Raw genomic sequence first — 17375 nt, forward strand, 5'->3', positions numbered from 1 at the left:
AACCAGCCCACATACGGATCTAGCCGCTTGATAAAAAAGGGAAAACCATGACCAAGTCGGAGTTGATCGAACGCATCGTCGACCAGCAGGGACAGTTGTCCCCGAAGGATGTGGAGCTGGCTATCAAGACCATGCTGGAGCAGATGTCGCAGGCACTGGCCACGGGAGAGCGTATCGAGATTCGTGGCTTTGGCAGTTTTTCCCTGCATTTTCGTGCGCCACGGGTAGGGCGTAATCCGAAGACGGGTGAGTCCGTGTGCCTGGACGGCAAGTATGTTCCGCATTTCAAGCCCGGCAAGGAACTGCGCGATCGCGTAAATGACTGAAGGCTCAGCAAAACGTCGGAGAGGAATGCCTACTTCGGCGTTTTTTTTGCGATAAAAAGATTGTATGCAATTTAATTGCTGGCTATCTTTTGCGGCGATTTGGATTCATAGACGTTTCTGAGGCATGAGGTGACACGTGATGAGTGATGCATTGTTTGATATTCCGCTGACTACCATCGACGGCCAGCAGAAGCCATTTTCGGCGTTTGCCGGCAAGGCCACGCTGGTGGTCAACACCGCTAGCAAGTGTGGCTTTACCCCCCAGTACAAGGGGTTGGAGAAACTCTGGCAGGACTATCGAGAGCAGGGTTTGCGTGTGCTGGGCTTTCCGTGCAACCAGTTTGGCCATCAGGAACCGGCGGGCGAGCAGGCGATTGCCGAGTTTTGTGAGCTCAACTTCGGAGTGAGTTTTCCGCTGTTCCAGAAAGTCGAGGTCAATGGCAAGGCAGCTCATCCGTTGTTTGTGGAGCTCAAACAGCGGGCGCCGGGTTTGCTGGGTAGCCAGGCGATCAAGTGGAACTTCACCAAGTTCCTGGTTGATGAGCAAGGACAGCTGATCAAGCGTTTTGCGCCGACTACCAAGCCGGAGGAGCTGGCCCGCGAGATTGAAGCGCTGTTGTCATGAGTGAAGATGATCTGCTGCTTGACCAGCAGCTGTGCTTCAAGCTGTATACCGCTTCACGCCTGATCATTCGCCGCTACCGACCGATGCTCGAGGCGCTAGGCATTACCTATCCGCAATACCTGGTCTTGCTGGTGCTCTGGGAATGGCAGCGTTGCCCGCCTGTACAGTGCACTGTCAAGGCGCTGGGGCAGCGCCTGCTGCTGGACTCGGGCACTCTCACCCCGTTACTCAAGCGCTTGCAGTCGCTGGGTTTGCTGACCCGGCAACGTGACCGGGAGGATGAGCGTGCGGTTTGCCTACAGCTGACCGCAGCAGGTCTTGCCATGCGTGAACAGGCTATGCGGTTACGCCAGCAGCTGCTTTGCCAGCAGGGCCTGGATACACCGGCCATGCAGGCCTGGCGCCTGGCTTTGGGCGAGCAGTTGCAACCTCTGTTGGCGTTGGCCGATGAGGCGACGGGCTCAGTCTGAAGCGCCGGCCTTGGGCAACCACTGCTGCAGCAGGGCGGCCAGGTCCTCGCGGCGGAAGGGTTTGGCGAGGTAGTCGTCCATCCCGGCAGCCTGGCAGCGCTTGCGCTCTTCCGGCAGGGCATTGGCGGTCAGTGCGATGATCGGCAGGCCTTGCCAGCGTGGCTGCTGGCGAATGCGCCGGGTGGTCTGGTAGCCATCCAGCAAGGGCATGTTGCAGTCCATCAGGACCAGATCGAAGTCTTCATTTTCCAGGCGTTCCAGGGCTTTCAGGCCATCCTCGGCCAGGCTTACGCTGCAGCCCAGTTTGCCCAGCATGCCCTGAGCGACCATCTGATTGACGCGGTTGTCCTCCACCAGCAAGACCTTGCCGCTGAACGGGGCGCTAGTTTTTCCGCTGCTGTGCGGGTGGCTATCGGCATTGCCGGTCTGGTTGAGAGACTGCTGCAGAGCCTGATAGAGCGTATGCCGGGTCAGTGGCAGCAGTGCCTGTTGCAAAGGCGCCAGTTCGCTGCTCTGACGGGTATCCAGCTGGGCGGCGAAGTCACCGAGTAGTAGGACGGGGAGCTGGCTGTGCTGACGCATGGCCAGCGCCTCCTCGACATGCTGGCAGATCAGCAGCGCGGCGTCGGGCTGCGGTGCTTGTAGTTCAGTTGCGTCGATGAAGCGCAGTTGTAGGCCAAAATACGGCAGCCACTGGCGTAGTTGTTCGCCCAGGCCACTGCTCGCCGAGCTGGTGAGCAGGACAAGGCCGGAGAGTGCCGGCCAGTTAGCTGGGCCGCTCAGGCTGGTTAGTGGTAGCCAGGCACTGAAACGACTTCCCTGGTTGACCTGGGAACTGACCTGCAGGGTACCCTGCATGGCTTCGCAGAGGCGTTTGCACAGCGCCAGTCCGAGGCCGGTGCCACCGTATTCGCGAGCGATTCCGGCGGCAGCCTGGGTAAAAGGTTGGAACAGTCGCGCCTGGGCTTCTTCACTGATGCCAATGCCGGTGTCTTCGACTTCAATCAACAGGCCGTGCTGGCTGCTGCGCAAGCGCAGGTCGACCCGGCCGCTACGGGTGAACTTCAGGGCGTTGGACAGCAGGTTGCTGATGATCTGGCGTACCCGCTTGGGATCGCCCAGGCACAATGCTGGCAGCTGGGTGTCGATCAGACAGGTGAGTTGGACTTGCGCATGACAGTTGGGGGAGAGCAGGCGCGTGGTTTCCTCGGCCAGTGCGGCTGGATCGAAGGCAATCTGTTCCAGTTCCAATTGACCCGCTTCGAATTTCGATAGGTCGAGGATGTCGTTGAGCAACTCCATCAGCACCTTGCCCGACTCCTGAGCAATATCCAGTTGCTGGCGCTGCTGTTCGTCCAGAGGGTTCTCGCGTGCCAGGTTGAGCATACCCAGCAAGCCGTTGAGGGGCGTGCGTATCTCATGGCTCATGCTGGCCAGAAAGGCTGCACGTGCCTGGGCGGTGTGCAGGGCCTCGGCGCGCGCCTGTTGCAGTTCGAGGTTGGACTGGCTGAGGCGTTCATTGGATGCCTTCAGTTCAGCGGTACGTGCATTGACCCGGTCTTCCAGTTCAGCCAGGTGGCGGGTCAACTGATCTTCGGCCTCGCGGCGCTGGGCATTTTCCTGGGCCACGCTGTGCAGCTGGCGGTTGGTTACCTTGACCAGTACGCCGATTTCATCATCGACATGTGCCGCCGGGCAGGTCAGCGGTTGCTGTTCGACCTGGCGTGGGTTGCGTTCGCTGAGATCGGCAATCAGCTTGACCAGTGGGCGGGTCAGCATGGCATTGAAGAGCACCAGCAGAATCAGGGAAAGCAACAGGCTGCGCACAAAGCCGGTAACCAGGGTCAGCCAGGCGCGTTCGAGGAAGTGACTGCCAAAGGCATAAGTGTCGACCTCCAGTACCAGTACGCCGAGGCTTTCTTCGGGAGCATGACTGACCGACAGGGGGTCGGCGAAGCGTCGTTGCTTGCCGAACAGGAAGTCGCTGAACACCCGGTAGCCGCTTTGTAGCGGTGGGCGGCTGACCGAGGCCAGGGTCAGGCCACTGTTGTCGATCAGTTCGGCGTGGATGACTGCGGGGGAGTTGAGCAGGCCAAGCGCCAGCTCCTGGGCCAGTTCGGCATCGATGTTGTAGGTGATGCGCGCCGCCGGGTTGTGGCTGATCTGCAGCAGGGCGCGGATTTCACGATCGATGCTGGCGTTCTGGCTCAGGTAATCGAAACCCACCTGGATCAGGCTGAGCAGGGTGCCCAGCATGAACGCGACAATCACGGTAAGTCGCGTCTGCTTGTAGGACAGTCGCTGGGTGAAGGGGATATCCATGGGGTTGAACTGACTCGCCTTGTCTGTCTGGCCCTGCAATCATAGCCTAATCGGTACTGTTACCGGCTTGATCCCTTGCACACTGGAGGTCGTCATCGTGCAGCCTGAACTGCTGGCATTTCTGCAGCGTGCCGAACGCTGCCTGGAGCGTTTGGAACCATTGTTGCCTGCGCCGCTGAGCGTGCCCGACTGGAGCGCTTGCCTGGCGGCACGCTGGCAGCGCGAGGGGCGTCAGGGCGGTCTGCGTTCGCTGCGGGTGCGTCTGGAGACACGCCTGGACGACCTGTTGGGGGTTGAGCGGCAATTGCAGCAGTTACAGGCCAACACCCGTCAGTTCGTGGCCGGCTGGCCGGCCAACCATGCCTTGCTGTGGGGCGCGCGGGGCACCGGTAAGTCATCGATGGTACGTGCGCTGCTGCGTGAGTATGCCGAGGACGGGCTGCGCCTGGTGGAAATCGAGCGTGATCATCTGGCCGACCTGCCACAGGTACTGGGGTTGCTGGCCGATCAGCCGCAACGCTTCATCCTGTTCTGCGATGACCTGTCTTTCGATGCCGGGGAAGCCGACTACCGCGTGCTCAAGTCGGTATTTGATGGCAGCCTTGAGCAGGCGCCGGACAATGTACTGATCTACGCCACCTCCAATCGCCGGCACCTGCTGGCCGAGCAGCACAGTGACAACCAGCACTGGCGGATGGTCGATGGCGAGTTACATCCCAACGAGGCGGTCGAGGACAAGATTGCCCTATCCGATCGTTTTGGCTTGTGGCTGTCCTTTTATCCCTTCAGCCAGGAGCACTACCTGGCGGTGGTACAGCACTGGTTGCAGCAGCAGGCGGCAGAATATGCCGTGGTCGTGACGTGGGATGAGTGCCTGCAAGGCGAGGCCTTGCGCTGGGCGCAGGCCCGGGGTAACCGCAATGGCCGCTGTGCCTGGCAGTTTGCACGTTACTGGCTGGGACGGCAGTTGCTCGAAGGCGCGCCGAAAGACATTTAGCGTGGGGCTGGTCGGCGTTGCCAGCGCGGCGTTTGGGGGCCGCGCTGGCTGGCCGGGCCGTTAGGCCAGTTAGCCGAGGTGTTGCTTGTCCAGCTCGATAGCCGCATCGAGGGTTTCCAGGAAGGCCTTGCGGGTCTTCAGCTTGGTGTTGCGATGGGCAGTCATGTTGATCTTTTTCATCTGCTCGGCGACTGCCAGTGCGCTGGGCAGCAGGGCGTCGGCAGCCACGACCTGGTCGAGGAAGCCGGCGCTCAGGGCGCCTTGCGGGTTGAACAGCTCACCATTGATCACCGAGCGTTGGAATGCAGCCTTGCCCAGGCGCTCGCGTGCCAGTTCGATGCCGACATGGTGCATGGTCATGCCGATCAGCACTTCGTTGAGACCGATGGTGAACGGGCCTTCCACACCGATACGGTAGTCGGCTGAAAGCAGTACGAAGGCGCCCTTGGCGACGGCATGGCCCGGGCAGGCCACGATGATCGGGTAGGGGTGAGCCAGCATGCGCCGCGCCAGGGTGGACCCCTTGGCAACCAGGTTAATGGCGTTCTGTGGGCTGGAAGTCATGACTTTGAGGTCGTAGCCACCGGAGAGGATGCCGGGCTGGCCGGTGACGATGACAATCGCCTTGTCCTGCTCGGCGCGATCCAGCGCGGCATTGAAATCGTCGATCAGTTGCGGGGAGAACGCATTGACCTTGCCATTATTCAAGGTCAGGGTGGCGATGCCGTTTTCGCACTGGTAGGCGACAAGTTCAGTCATGGCGGAAGTTCCTGGGGCAGGTAAAAGAGGCAAGACGTTACTCAGCGGCGCGTCGCAGGTAAAGCGCTTTGGCTGACCTGTAAGTCATGTGAACAGGCGTTTACTGAGGATCATGAAAAAGGCCCGCTGCGTGATCAGCGCAGCGGGCCTGTTAGTGGCGCCTTGGAGCCGGGATTATTGCAGATCGAAACGATCGGCGTTCATCACCTTGTTCCAGGCCGCGACGAAGTCGTGGACGAACTTCTCGCGGTTGTCGTCCTGGGCATAGACCTCGGCATAGGCACGCAGGATCGAGTTGGAGCCGAATACCAGGTCGACCCGGGTCGCGGTCCACTTGGTGGCGCCAGTGTTGCGCTCGACGATGGCATAGCTGTTGCGCCCGGTGGGCTTCCAGCTGTAGGCCATGTCGGTCAGGTTGACGAAGAAGTCGTTGCTCAGCACGCCGACCCGCTCGGTGAACACGCCATGCGCGCTGCCGCCATGATTGGCACCGAGCACGCGCAGGCCGCCGACCAGCACGGTCATCTCCGGCGCAGTGAGCCCCATCAGCTGCGCGCGATCGAGGAGCATTTCCTCCGGTTGCACGGTGTAGTGCTGCTTCTGCCAGTTGCGGAAGCCGTCGTGCAGCGGCTCGAGTACCTCGAACGACTCGACGTCGGTCTGCGCCTGGCTGGCATCGCCACGTCCCGCAGCGAACGGCACCTGCACGGCCACGCCGGCCGCCTTGGCAGCTTCCTCGATGGCCAGGTTGCCGGCCAGCACGATCACATCGGCCACGCTGGCGCCGGTGTCGGCGGCGATCTTTTCGTACACCGCCAGCACCTTGGCCAGGCGCGCCGGCTCATTGCCTTGCCAATCCTTCTGCGGGGCGAGGCGGATGCGCGCGCCATTGGCGCCGCCGCGCTTGTCCGAGTTGCGGAAGGTCCGCGCGCTGTCCCAGGCGGTGCTGACCCGCTCGGCAATCGACAGACCGCTGGCGGCGATGCGCGCCTTGACCGCGGCGATGTCGTAGTCGCGGCGGCCGGCCGGCACCGGGTCCTGCCAGATCAGGTCTTCGGCGGGTACGTCCGGGCCGATATAGCGGGCCTTGGGCCCCATGTCACGGTGGGTCAGCTTGAACCAGGCGCGGGCAAACACCTCGTCGAAGTAGGCCGGGTCCTTGTGGAAACGCTCGGAGATCTTGCGGTACTCGGGGTCGATCTTCAGCGCCATGTCGGCGTCGGTCATCATCGGCATGCAGCGGATCGAAGGGTCTTCGACGTCCACCGGCATGTCTTCCTCGCGGATGCTCACCGGCTTGTACTGCCAGGCACCGGCCGGGCTCTTGGTCAGTTCCCAGTCGTGCTTGAGCAGCATGTCGAAGTAGCCGTTGTCCCACTGCGTCGGCTTGCTGGTCCAGGCGCCCTCGATGCCGCTGGTCACGCTGTCGCGACCAATGCCACGGGTCTTGTGGTTCATCCAGCCCAGGCCCTGCTCTTCGACGTCGGCGCCTTCCGGGGCCGGGCCGAGGTTGGCCGCGCTGCCGTTGCCGTGCGCTTTGCCAACGGTGTGACCACCGGCGGTCAGGGCCACGGTTTCTTCATCGTTCATCGCCATGCGGGCGAAGGTGACGCGCATGTCACGGGCGGTCTTGAGCGGATCGGGCTGGCCGTCGACACCTTCGGGGTTGACGTAGATCAGGCCCATCATCACCGCCGCCAGCGGGTTCTCCAGGTCACGCTCGCCGGAGTAACGGCTACCCTCGCTGCCGCTGGGCGCCAGCCACTCCTTCTCCGAACCCCAGTAAATGTCCTTTTCCGGGTGCCAGATGTCTTCGCGGCCGAAGGCGAAACCGAAGGTTTTCAGGCCCATCGACTCGTAGGCCATGGTGCCGGCCAGCACCAGCAGGTCGGCCCAGCTGATCTTGTTGCCGTACTTCTTCTTGATCGGCCAGAGCAGGCGACGGGCCTTGTCCAGGTTGCCGTTATCCGGCCAGGAGTTGAGCGGTGCGAAGCGCTGGTTGCCAGTGCCGGCGCCACCGCGGCCGTCGGCGATGCGGTAGGTGCCGGCGGCGTGCCAGGACAGGCGGATCATCAGGCCGCCGTAGTGCCCCCAGTCGGCCGGCCACCAGTCCTGGCTGTCGGTCATCAGCGCCTTAAGGTCGCGCTTGAGTGCGGCGAAGTCGAGTTTCTTGACCTCTTCGCGGTAGTCGAAGCCCTGCAGCGGATTGGTCTTGCTGTCGTGTTGGTGGAGGATGTCCAGGTTCAGCGCGTTGGGCCACCAATCCATGCTGGCTTTGCTGCTGGAAGTATTGCCGCCGTGCATGATCGGGCACTGGCCGCTGCTCTGGGGGGTCTTGTTGTCCATATGCATCTCCGTTGTGGCTGGCCGGGCTGTCGGCCTTGTCTCGGTAGCTATGAACGTCAGCCTGGTAACTGATGTTCTAGCGTGGCGGAATTGAGACTATCATTCGCTCTCGCTATTGGGTGTTTTTGTTTGATTGTTATTAGCTATCAGTCTGATAGCTGATAGCCCGCTTCCAGTGCCTGGGTATTTCCTGCGTGCAATAAGCGTAGACCAGCAGGGCAGCTGGGCCAGCCCCTTGCCTGGATAAGCTGTTTCTGGATACTGCGCAGCGTGTCGATGCCGTGAGCAGTCTAGGAGCTACCATGCGAGTCAATGCCGATTTCAGCCAGGTGGTGCTGCTGGATACGCAGCGGATGCCCTGGTGTGATTCACCCATACAGGGGGTACAGCGTCGCCTGCTGGATCGCCTGGGAGGGGAGGTGGCGCGTGCTACGTCGATCGTGCGCTATGCCCCTGGTAGCCATTTTGCAGCCCATGCTCATCCTGGCGGGGAGGAGTTCCTCGTCCTGCAAGGTGTCTTCGAGGATGAGCATGGCCGTTACCCCGCCGGGACTTACGTGCGCAATCCACCAGGCTCCAGCCATCGGCCAGGTTCTGCCGAAGGCTGTTGCCTGTTCGTCAAGCTTTGGCAGTTTGCGGCGACTGACCGGCAGTTCGTACGGCTCGATACACGGCAGCTGGCGGATCAGGCTGCCCAGGGCAGCTTTCCCTTGTTTGTTGATGGTTACGAGCGGGTGAGCCTGGAATGCTGGCAGGCTGATAGCGAAATCAGCCTGGATTGCCCGGATGGCGCTGAGCTGTTGGTACTGGAAGGTAGCTTGACCTGGCAGACGCAGCGTCTGGAAAAACAGGCCTGGTTGCGAGTGCCAAGGCATAGCAGCTTGCGCGCCCGAGCAACGTCCGAGGGGGTGCGCTTCTGGCTGAAAACCGGGCACCTGCGTGTCGTGCAGACCCCGCCAGGTGCCTGAGTCAAGCTAGCCAGTCCAGGGTGAGCAGCAGGCGTGATTGACCATTTTCGGGGGTAGGGGAGCGGTGTATGAGTCCACGGCCCTGGTTGCCCAGCCAACGCTCGCCTTTGGCCAGTGCGACATCGCCGGCCTGCAGTGCATGGATCTGCCGGGGGTCGCTGGGTTCGGCAGCGGCCTGGCCGAGTAAGTGACGAGCCATGCACCCCTCCGTCAGCCACTCGCTGGCTGTCCCGGCATAGGTGCAAATCAGCCGTACGGCGACCTGATCAACATGGAAACGCGGGCACATGGGGGTATCCAGGCGGCGTAAGCGCAGGCCAATGCGTTGTGCGCCGAGTAAGCAGGCAAACGCTTCAACCAGCCACTGCAGGTCATCGCGCAAGGCGGCGAAGCCGTCCAGTTGTGACCAGGCAGCCGGCAGGTTGGGAACCTTGAAAGTGCCCGAGGTATGCGCTTGCAGAACCAGCACCTCATTGATGGGGCGGTCGCCAGCCAGCAGCCGTGACACCATGTGCTGCAGCTCCGTGCTTAGTTCGCGTCGCCAGACGGCGAGATTGACGTCCTCCCGGAGGATGTCGGCAAGGCTGTCAGGCTGCGTGCCAATGATCTGCTGCGGCACTGGGTTAATCACTGAATCGAGCATGACGGATATGCCGCTCCTGTAGTTCCTGCCGCTGTTTGGCTTCTATGCACAGGTGCGTCGTAGGCCTGAGCAGCAGGCGTTGCAGACCGATGGGCTCGCCCGTTTCGCTGCACCAGCCGTACTCCCCATTGGCTAGGCGCGCGAGAGCCTGGTCGATCTTGTCCAGCAGGCGCTTTTCACGCTCGAGTTGGCGTATGCGCCACTGTCGCGCTTCTTCGGCACTGCCTTGGTCTGCCAGGTCGCTGTGGTTTTCAGCTTCGCGCAGGTCGGCAAATTCTTCGCTGATGCGTTGTTGCAAGGTCTGGCGCTGCTCCAGCAGCAGCTGGCGAAAGAACTCGCGCTGGATGTCGTTCATGTAATCGCTGCTGGGCATGGCGAGCAGTTGTCGTGTGTCGAGTGGTGGCATGTCGGCAAAAAAATAATGATATCGTTATTGTTATAACATAACATTTTTACGCGGCTCTACGCTTGATGACTTAGGGAGAGGTGATGATTCGCTGCGAGCAATTGCAGTGGGGACCAAAGGGGCAACCCCTCACTCCGCCGCTAGACCTTTATCTGCCGGCCGGCAGTGTCACTGCTGTAGGCGGGCGCAACGGCTGCGGGAAAAGCAGCCTGTTCGAGGTGCTGGCTGGCTGGCGTCAGCCGTTGCGCGGGCGCTTGCGTATCGATGCGCCCCGGCTGGGCGGCATCGCCTATTTGCCACAGCAGCAAGCCGTGGATCGGCACTTTCCCATCACGCTACAGGAGCTGGTTGCCGGTGGATTGTGGCGCTGGCGCTTGCGTGGTGAAGCGCGGCGACAGCGTGTGGAGCAGGTCTTGGCGTTCTGGCAGCTGGAGGGCGTTGCTCAGCAGCCCTTGCAAAGCCTGTCCGGTGGCCAGCTACAGCGTGGTCTGCTGGCGCGTCTGGCGCTGACCGATGCCAGGCTGCTGCTGCTCGACGAAGCAGAAGCTGCGCTGGATACCGAAGGGCTCCTCCTGTTCTGGCAACAGCTTGCGCAGTGGCGCGAGGCAGGTCGCACCGTGATGCTGATCAGTCATGCACTGGAACCACTCAGCCAGCGTGTCGATAGCTTGCTGCTTGTTGCGGCCGGCGGCTGTATTCAGGCGCCGTTGAATATCGCACGCCTGGGACGGGTTGCCTGATGCTCGACTGGCTTTGGCAGCCTTTTGCCGAGTTCTCCTTCATGCGCAGAGCGTTGCTGGGTGGCGTGGCATTGGCGCTTAGTGCCGGCCCGTTGGGCGTTTTCTTGCTGTTGCGGCGCATGAGCCTGATGGGCGATGCCATGGCACATGGCATTTTGCCGGGAACCGCCCTGGCGTTTTACCTGTTTGGTCTCAACCTGCTGGCACTGTTGTGTGGTGGTCTGTTGGCTGGCCTGGGCATGGCCCTGCTGGCCAATGGGATCAGTCGTGCTACGGGGCTGCGGGAAGACGCCAGCCTGGCTGCGCTATATCCCTTGGCATTGGCGTTGGGCGTATTGCTGCTCAGCGTAGCGGGGCGGCAAGTGGATTTGCTGCACCTGCTGTTTGGCTCGGCCCTGGCTGTCGACCAACGCACCTTAGTCATCATGCTGGCCCTGTCAGGGCTAACCCTGATCGTACTTAAGCTGATCTACGCCATGCTGGTGCTGGACAGTCTGGACCCGCGCTTTCTGCGGAGCGTCAGCCGTTGGGGGGCTTGCGCACAGCCTGTTTTTCTCTGCCTGGTCGTATTGAACCTGCTGGTTGGCTTTCAGGCGATAGGTGCGCTGATGGTGCTGGGCTTGCTGTTGCTGCCGGCTGCGGCGGCACGCTTGTGCAGCGTTCGACTGCGGGTGTTATTGCTGCTGGCGGCCTTGTTGGGGGCGCTAAGTGTCTGGCTTGGCTTGTTGTTGTCCTTCTATGCCCTGTTGCCCAGCGGGCCGTGCATCGTACTGATTGCCGGTCTGCTGTTCTTGGTGTGCCTGGTGCTTGGTTCGCATGGCGGGCTGTTGCGCGGGCGCAGGTTATCCATGCCTTTGTGAGGAGTTGTCCATGCGTGTTCTGTTGGCGCTATGCCTTGGTTTTTCCAGCTTATTCCTGCAGGCGGAGGAAAAACCGCGGGTGCTCACTACGTTCAGCATCCTGGCTGATATGACACGACAGTTGGCGGGGGAGCATATCGAGCTGATTAATCTGGTTGGACCTGACGAGGATGCGCATGTTTTTCAGCCGCGCCCGGCCGATGCCTTGGCGCTACGCCAGGCTGACCTGATCATCGCCAATGGCCTGGGTTTTGAGCCCTGGCTGGAGCGACTACTGGCCAGTAGCGAATCATCCGCCCGGCGCCTGGATGCCAGTCGCGGCGTTCTGCCGATATGGCTGGAAGAGCAGGGGCAGCCCGTGGCTGACCCGCACGCCTGGCAGAGTCTGAGCAATGCCGAACTGTATGTACGCAACATCAGCCAGGCATTGATTGCGCTGGATCCTGCTCACCAGGCGGACTATCAGGCCCGGCGAGATGCATACCTCAAGGAGCTGCATGCATTGCTGCGTGAAGCCAATCAGCGCATGGCAGGATTGCCGCTGAGTCAGCGCAAGGTGCTGACCAGCCATGATGCCTTTGCCTATCTGGGACAGGCCTGGCAGCTGCAGTTCATTGCTCCCCAGGGACTATCGACCCAGGCAGAGCCTTCTGCAGGCGAGGTTGCCCAGTTGATTCGCCAGTTGCGTGCTGAAGGTATACGCGCGGTGTTCGTGGAAAACATCCGCGACCCGCGCCTGATCCAGCAGATCGCCAGCGAAGCCGGGGCCCAGGTTGGCGGTACCCTGTACTCCGACGCCCTGGCCAGCGAGGGGCCGGCCAGCACCTACCTGGGCATGTTCAAGCACAACCTCGACACCCTGCTGGCCGCGCTCAAGCCATGAACCTGTGGCTGCAACTGGAACAGGCCGGGCTGGACGACAGCCGCCCCCTGGCAGAGGTGCTGGAGGCCATGCCCTGGAATGCCGACGGCCTGATCGCCGCCATCGCCCAGCAGCACGACTCAGGCGAGGTGCTGATGCTGGCCTGGATGAACCGCGCGGCATTGGAGGAAACCCTCGCCAGCGGCCAGGTCTGCTACTGGTCGCGCTCACGCCAGCAGCTATGGCGCAAGGGCGAAACCAGCGGCCACCGCCAGCGCCTGGTGGAGGCGCGCCTGGACTGCGACGGCGACGCCATTCTGCTGCTGGTCGAGCAGCAGGGCCCGGCCTGCCACACCGGTCGACCCAGCTGCTTCTACAACGCCATCCGCGACGCGCGGGTGTGCGTGATCAGCGTGCCGCAATGAAAAGCCTGCTACTGAGCCTGGTGCGGCTCTACCAGTACCTGATCAGCCCATTGCTCGGCCCGCGTTGCCGCTTCCACCCCAGCTGTTCGCACTACGCCATCGAAGCGCTGCAAACCCACGGCGCATGGCGCGGCAGCTGGCTGGCCGTGCGCCGCTTGTTACGCTGCCACCCCTGGCATCCGGGCGGCTACGACCCGGTGCCGCCCATCCATCGCTGCAATAAGGAACATCCCCATGACTGATCTGCTGATCCGCAACGCCCGCCTGGTCAACGAAGGCCGCGAATTCGACGCTGACCTGCTGGTACGCCACGGCCGCATCGAAACCATCGCCAGCAGCCTGAGCGGCATAAATGCCAAGGTTGAGATCGACGCCGCCGGACAGTACCTGCTGCCGGGGATGATCGACGATCAGGTGCACTTCCGTGACCCCGGCGCGCCGCACAAGGGCAGCTTCGCCACGGAATCCCGCGCGGCCGTGGCCGGCGGCATCACCAGCGTGATGGACATGCCCAACACCAACCCGCCAACCCTCGATCTGCAGGCGCTGGAGGCCAAGGAGCGCCGCGCCGCCAACTGCTCCATGGCCAACTATGGTTTTCACTTCGGCGTCAGCCAAGAAAACCTCGACATCGTCGCCGCACTGGACCCCAACCGGGTGGCGGCGGTGAAAGTCTTTATGGGCGCCAGCACCGGCAATATGCTGGTGGACGACCTGCCCTCGCTGGAGCGGCTGTTCCGCGACTGCCCGACCATTCTGCTGACCCATTGCGAATACACCCCACGCATCCGCGAACGTGAACAGCAGTGGCAGGCGCAGTACGGCGAGCAGATCCCGGCCGACCAGCACCCGCTGATCCGCGATGCCGAAGCCTGCTACCAGTCCTCCAGCCTGGCCGTGAGCCTGGCCCGGCGCTACGGCACCCAGCTGCATGTACTGCATATCACCACCGCCCGCGAGCTGAGCCTGTTCCAGCCGGGCCCGCTGGCCGGCAAGCAGATCACCGCCGAGGTCTGCGCCCATCACCTGTATTTCGATGACCGCGACTACGCGGCGCTGGGCCACCTGATCAAGTGCAACCCGGCGATCAAGACCCAGGCCGACCGCGACGCGCTGCGCCAGGCCCTGCTCTGCGGCCGGCTGGATATCATTGGCACCGACCACGCGCCACATACCTTGGAGGAGAAGCAGCGGCCCTACCTGCAGGCGCCCTCCGGCCTGCCGCTGGTACAGCACGCCCTGCCATCCCTGCTGGAGCTGGTGGCCGACGGCCAGCTGCCCCTCACCACCCTGGTGGAGAAAACCAGCCACGCCGTGGCACAGCGCTTTGCCATCGAGCAGCGCGGCTACCTGCGCGAAGGCTACTGGGCCGACCTGTGCCTGATCGAACGCCTGGCCGAGCCACGCCCGGTTGCCGCCGACCCGATCCTCGCCCACTGCGGCTGGACACCCTTCCAGGGCCGCGCCTTCCGCCATGCCGTGCGCAGCACCATCGTCTCCGGCCAGCTGGCCTGGCACGAAGGCCAGCTGCACAACGATTGCCAGGGGCTGCCGCTGCGCTACCAGCGCGGCTGAGCGCCCCGTTAACCGAACCTGATTAGAGACCCCCTATGCCCAGCATTACCCTGCCCGACGGCAGCCAGCGTCAGTATCCCCAGCCCCTGAGCGTCGCCGAGGTGGCCGCCGATATCGGCCCCGGCCTGGCCAAGGCCGCATTGGCCGGCCGCCTGGATGGCCGCCTGGTGGACACCAGCGCACTGATCGAAAACGACGCCCAGCTCAGCCTGATCACCGCGCGCGACCCCGAGGGCGTGGAGCTGCTGCGCCACTCCTGCGCGCACCTGCTGGCCATGGCGGTCAAGCAGCTGTACCCCAGCGCCCAGGTGACCATCGGCCCGGTGATCGAGGACGGCTTCTACTACGACTTCGCCTTCGAACGCCCCTTCACCCCGGATGACCTGGCGCTGATCGAAGCACGCATGACCGAGCTGGCCGCCGCCGACCTGCCGGTCAGCCGCCGCGAGCTGCCACGCGACGCTGCCATCGCCCACTTCGCAGCCCAGGGCGAGCACTACAAGGCCGAGCTGATCCGCGACATTCCGGCCGGCGAGGTGCTGTCGCTCTATCGCCAGGGCAACTTCGAAGACCTCTGCCGCGGCCCGCACATTCCGCGCACCGGCCTGCTGCAGGCGTTCAAGCTGACCAAGGTGGCCGGTGCCTACTGGCGCGGCGATGCGAAGAACGCTGCGCTGCAGCGCATCTACGGCACCTGCTGGGCCAACAGCAAAGAGCTCAAGGCCTACCTCACCCGTCTGGAAGAAGCCGGCAAACGCGACCACCGCAAGCTCGGCGCCCAGCTCGACCTGTTCCATTTCGACGACTGCGCCCCGGGCTCGGTGTTCTGGCACCCCAAGGGCTGGACCCTGTTCCAGCAGCTGATCGGCTACATGCGTCAGCAGCAGGACGTCGCCGGTTATGTCGAGGTCAACACCCCGGACGTGATGGACCGCAGCCTATGGGAAACCTCCGGGCACTGGTTCAACTACCGCGAGGCCATGTTCACCACCAGCACCGAGGACGACCGCGTGTTCGCCCTCAAACCGATGAACTGCCCCGGCGCCGTGGCCCTGTATGCCCGCGGCCTGAAGAGCTACCGCGACCTGCCACTGCGCATGGCCGAGTTCGGCAAGGTGCACCGCTACGAGCCCTCCGGCGCACTGCACGGCCTGTTGCGCGTGCGCCACTTCACCCAGGACGACGCGCACATCTTCTGCACCGCCGCGCAGATGGAGCAGGAATGCGCCGACACCATCGCCCTGGTGTTCGCCATCTACCGCGACTTCGGCTTCAACGAGGTGGCGGTCAAGCTCTCCACCCGCCCGGCCAACCGCATCGGCAGCGACGCCACCTGGGATCAACTGGAAGGCGCGCTGTCCGGCGCAATGCAACGGATGAACATCGACTACCAGCTCAACCCCGGCGAAGGCGCCTTCTACGGGCCCAAGCTGGAATTCGTCCTGAGCGACGCCATCGGCCGCGACTGGCAGTGCGGCACCCTGCAGGTGGACCTCAACCTGCCGGAGCGCTTCGACATCAACTACATCAACGAACAGGGCGAACGCGAACGCCCGGTGATGCTGCACCGCGCCCTGTTCGGCTCGCTGGAGCGCTTTACCGGCATCCTTATCGAGCACTACAGCGGCCTGTTCCCGCTGTGGCTGGCCCCGCAGCAGGCGGCCGTGCTGACCATTTCCGAAGGGCAGAACGACTACGCTCGCCAGGTACTCGCCGCCCTCAAGCGCGCCGGCCTGCGCGCGGCGGCGGACCTGCGCAACGAGAAGATCGGCTACAAGATCCGCGAAGCCACCCTGCAGAAGGTGCCCTACCTGTTGGTGATCGGCGAACAGGAGAAGGCCGAGGGCCGCGTCACCCTGCGCAGCCGCGCCGGCGACAACCTCGGCAGCCTGGCGCTGGATGATCTGGTTGAACGACTGCGCGCGGAAGCGCGCATGCCCGGCCAGGAGCCGGCATGCTGATCCGCAAGCTGTTCAAGTTCGAGAGCGCGCATATCGTGCGCGGCTGCAGCAGCCGGCGCTGCTCGCGCTCGCTGCACGGCCACTCGTACAGGATCGAACTGCTGCTGGAAGCCCACGCCCTGGATAACGGCCAGATGGTCTACGACTTCGGGCTGCTCAAAGGCGATGTGCGCGATCTGATCGACGCCTTCGACCACGCCGTGACCTTCTGGGATGGCGACGATGCGGACTATATCGCCAGCTGCCAGCGCTTTTCCGAGCGCTGGATCAGCCTGCCGGTGTCGCCCAGCGCCGAGCAGTTCTCGCGGGTGATCTTCCGTCTGGTGGACGGCCTGCTGCAGCTCACCGAGATGGTCAACGGCGAACAGGACGTACGCCTGCACTCGGTGATCGCCCACGAAACCGAGACCGGCTACGCCCAGTGCTTTCGCGAGGACGCCTACAACCCGCGTATGGGCGATTTCCGGCTGGAGCAGATCCGCTTCTCCGCGCGCATCTGCGAGGAGTGGCGGAATCCGGGATTGTTTCAGCGCCTTCTGGCAGGGCAGGGCAGCGTCAATCCGCGGCTGTGCTGAGCGCCCCTTTAACCCATCGGGCTGAAACCATTGGCGGCGGAGCAGTAGCGCTGCTCGCGAGCCAGTGCTTCGGCATCAGCGCTTTGCGCATAGCGCTCGCGCGATTGCTGGCAGATGCGCTTGAAGTGCTGTTTTACGGCTTTGCGGCATTCGCGGTAATCGATAGAACCGCGCCGGTGGTTTGTGCAAACACTGGCGTAGTCGACACGATTGTTGTGTACCGCCCACTCAGCCAGATAGCGGGCATGGCCGCTCCATTGCCGCACCCAGGCCGTTTCATGAGTGACTGATTGCTGCTGGACTGTTTGCTGGGTTGGTGCGCGCGCCTGGGTAATCTGTCGATAAGCGGACGACTGGCGTATCTCGCGGCTGCTGATGATGTTGTCCGCCGGGCGTGGTACGTAGTTATGGTCGTTGAAGTCGGTTTGCCGAGCGGATGCCGTGCTGGTTTGCGATGGCCTGGTTGGGGCGGCGAGGGGCGCTGCCGCTTGCGCTGGCTGGGCGGGGGGTATGCG

The 17375-nt window shown here is 63.0% G+C and carries 18 protein-coding genes and 1 pseudogene; 13 read left to right on the plus strand and 6 right to left on the minus strand.

The features are described 5' to 3' along the window. The first annotated feature begins 47 nt into the window (after nucleotides 1-47). The 3 genes from ihfB to CFY91_RS05905 all read left to right on the plus strand — a co-directional run bounded on the left by ihfB (nucleotide 48) and on the right by CFY91_RS05905 (nucleotide 1421). Nucleotides 48-326 carry an integration host factor subunit beta gene (gene ihfB, locus CFY91_RS05895; protein WP_093985421.1) on the plus strand — a complete coding sequence of 93 codons (279 nt, stop codon included), beginning with the start codon at nucleotides 48-50 and terminating at the stop codon, nucleotides 324-326. 139 nt (nucleotides 327-465) lie between these two features. Beyond that, complete coding sequence (locus CFY91_RS05900) at nucleotides 466-951, plus strand: glutathione peroxidase (RefSeq protein WP_093985422.1); 486 nt, start codon at nucleotides 466-468, stop codon at nucleotides 949-951. Continuing rightward, nucleotides 948-1421, plus strand: coding sequence for a MarR family winged helix-turn-helix transcriptional regulator (locus tag CFY91_RS05905; RefSeq protein ID WP_093985423.1), 474 nt, complete (start codon nucleotides 948-950; stop codon nucleotides 1419-1421). The genes CFY91_RS05900 and CFY91_RS05905 overlap by 4 nt, the downstream gene beginning before the upstream one ends. On the opposite strand, the gene CFY91_RS05910 is transcribed toward CFY91_RS05905, so the two are convergent. Continuing rightward, complete coding sequence (locus CFY91_RS05910) at nucleotides 1413-3743, minus strand: ATP-binding protein (RefSeq protein ID WP_093985424.1); 2331 nt, start codon at nucleotides 3741-3743, stop codon at nucleotides 1413-1415. The two genes, CFY91_RS05905 and CFY91_RS05910, sit on opposite strands and share 9 nt — an antisense overlap. A gap of 97 nt (nucleotides 3744-3840) precedes the next feature. Here CFY91_RS05910 and CFY91_RS05915 point away from each other — a divergent pair, with 97 nt between their 5' ends. After that, a complete protein-coding gene (locus tag CFY91_RS05915) occupies nucleotides 3841-4740 on the plus strand; it encodes an ATP-binding protein (protein WP_093985425.1) in 900 nt (299 codons plus the stop codon). A gap of 69 nt (nucleotides 4741-4809) precedes the next feature. On the opposite strand, the gene CFY91_RS05920 is transcribed toward CFY91_RS05915, so the two are convergent. Beyond that, nucleotides 4810-5499 (minus strand): crotonase/enoyl-CoA hydratase family protein, encoded by a 690-nt coding sequence (locus tag CFY91_RS05920; protein ID WP_093985426.1) that lies wholly within the window; start codon nucleotides 5497-5499, stop codon nucleotides 4810-4812. 174 nt (nucleotides 5500-5673) lie between these two features. Beyond that, entirely contained in the window at nucleotides 5674-7845 is a 2172-nt protein-coding gene (katG, locus tag CFY91_RS05925) for a catalase/peroxidase HPI (protein WP_093985427.1), read from the minus strand. Nucleotides 7846-8147: 302 nt separating this feature from the next. On the opposite strand from katG, the gene CFY91_RS05930 reads away from it, so the two are divergent. Further along, on the plus strand, nucleotides 8148-8813 hold the full coding sequence (locus CFY91_RS05930) for a cupin domain-containing protein (RefSeq protein WP_093985428.1): 666 nt from the start codon (nucleotides 8148-8150) through the stop codon (nucleotides 8811-8813). A gap of 1 nt (nucleotide 8814) precedes the next feature. Here the strand turns inward: CFY91_RS05930 and CFY91_RS05935 are convergent, their stop codons facing one another. Further along, nucleotides 8815-9456: a DUF1826 domain-containing protein gene (locus tag CFY91_RS05935; RefSeq protein ID WP_093985429.1), complete on the minus strand. Its 642-nt coding sequence runs from the start codon at nucleotides 9454-9456 to the stop codon at nucleotides 8815-8817. Next, nucleotides 9437-9862 carry an RNA polymerase-binding protein DksA gene (gene dksA, locus CFY91_RS05940; protein WP_093985430.1) on the minus strand — a complete coding sequence of 142 codons (426 nt, stop codon included), beginning with the start codon at nucleotides 9860-9862 and terminating at the stop codon, nucleotides 9437-9439. The genes CFY91_RS05935 and dksA overlap by 20 nt, the downstream gene beginning before the upstream one ends. An 83-nt stretch (nucleotides 9863-9945) precedes the next feature. Here dksA and CFY91_RS05945 point away from each other — a divergent pair, with 83 nt between their 5' ends. The 8 genes from CFY91_RS05945 to CFY91_RS05980 are packed head-to-tail and all read left to right on the plus strand — an operon-like array spanning nucleotide 9946 to nucleotide 16860. Continuing rightward, nucleotides 9946-10602, plus strand: coding sequence for a metal ABC transporter ATP-binding protein (locus CFY91_RS05945; RefSeq protein WP_093985431.1), 657 nt, complete (start codon nucleotides 9946-9948; stop codon nucleotides 10600-10602). Next, nucleotides 10602-11462: a metal ABC transporter permease gene (locus CFY91_RS05950; RefSeq protein ID WP_229727207.1), complete on the plus strand. Its 861-nt coding sequence runs from the start codon at nucleotides 10602-10604 to the stop codon at nucleotides 11460-11462. Before CFY91_RS05945 ends, CFY91_RS05950 begins: the two co-directional genes overlap by 1 nt. 10 nt (nucleotides 11463-11472) lie before the next feature. After that, a complete protein-coding gene (locus CFY91_RS05955; protein WP_093985432.1) occupies nucleotides 11473-12345 on the plus strand; it encodes a metal ABC transporter substrate-binding protein in 873 nt (290 codons plus the stop codon). Further along, nucleotides 12342-12749: a phosphoribosyl-AMP cyclohydrolase gene (gene hisI / locus CFY91_RS16070; RefSeq protein WP_093985433.1), complete on the plus strand. Its 408-nt coding sequence runs from the start codon at nucleotides 12342-12344 to the stop codon at nucleotides 12747-12749. Before CFY91_RS05955 ends, hisI begins: the two co-directional genes overlap by 4 nt. Then, a complete protein-coding gene (gene yidD, locus CFY91_RS16075; RefSeq protein ID WP_207759384.1) occupies nucleotides 12746-12991 on the plus strand; it encodes a membrane protein insertion efficiency factor YidD in 246 nt (81 codons plus the stop codon). Before hisI ends, yidD begins: the two co-directional genes overlap by 4 nt. Continuing rightward, entirely contained in the window at nucleotides 12984-14324 is a 1341-nt protein-coding gene (locus CFY91_RS05970; protein ID WP_093985435.1) for a dihydroorotase, read from the plus strand. The genes yidD and CFY91_RS05970 overlap by 8 nt, the downstream gene beginning before the upstream one ends. Before the next feature lie 35 nt (nucleotides 14325-14359). Beyond that, nucleotides 14360-16285, plus strand: coding sequence for a threonine--tRNA ligase (thrS, locus tag CFY91_RS05975; RefSeq protein ID WP_093985436.1), 1926 nt, complete (start codon nucleotides 14360-14362; stop codon nucleotides 16283-16285). Next, a complete protein-coding gene (locus tag CFY91_RS05980) occupies nucleotides 16279-16860 on the plus strand; it encodes a 6-pyruvoyl trahydropterin synthase family protein (protein ID WP_093985437.1) in 582 nt (193 codons plus the stop codon). The genes thrS and CFY91_RS05980 overlap by 7 nt, the downstream gene beginning before the upstream one ends. A gap of 8 nt (nucleotides 16861-16868) precedes the next feature. Here the strand turns inward: CFY91_RS05980 and CFY91_RS15985 are convergent. Continuing rightward, nucleotides 16869-17375 (minus strand): annotated as a pseudogene (locus CFY91_RS15985) (hypothetical protein); the annotation flags it as partial.

This window comes from Pseudomonas fluvialis (genome assembly GCF_002234375.1).
In the GTDB taxonomy this organism is placed as follows: domain Bacteria; phylum Pseudomonadota; class Gammaproteobacteria; order Pseudomonadales; family Pseudomonadaceae; genus Aquipseudomonas; species Aquipseudomonas fluvialis.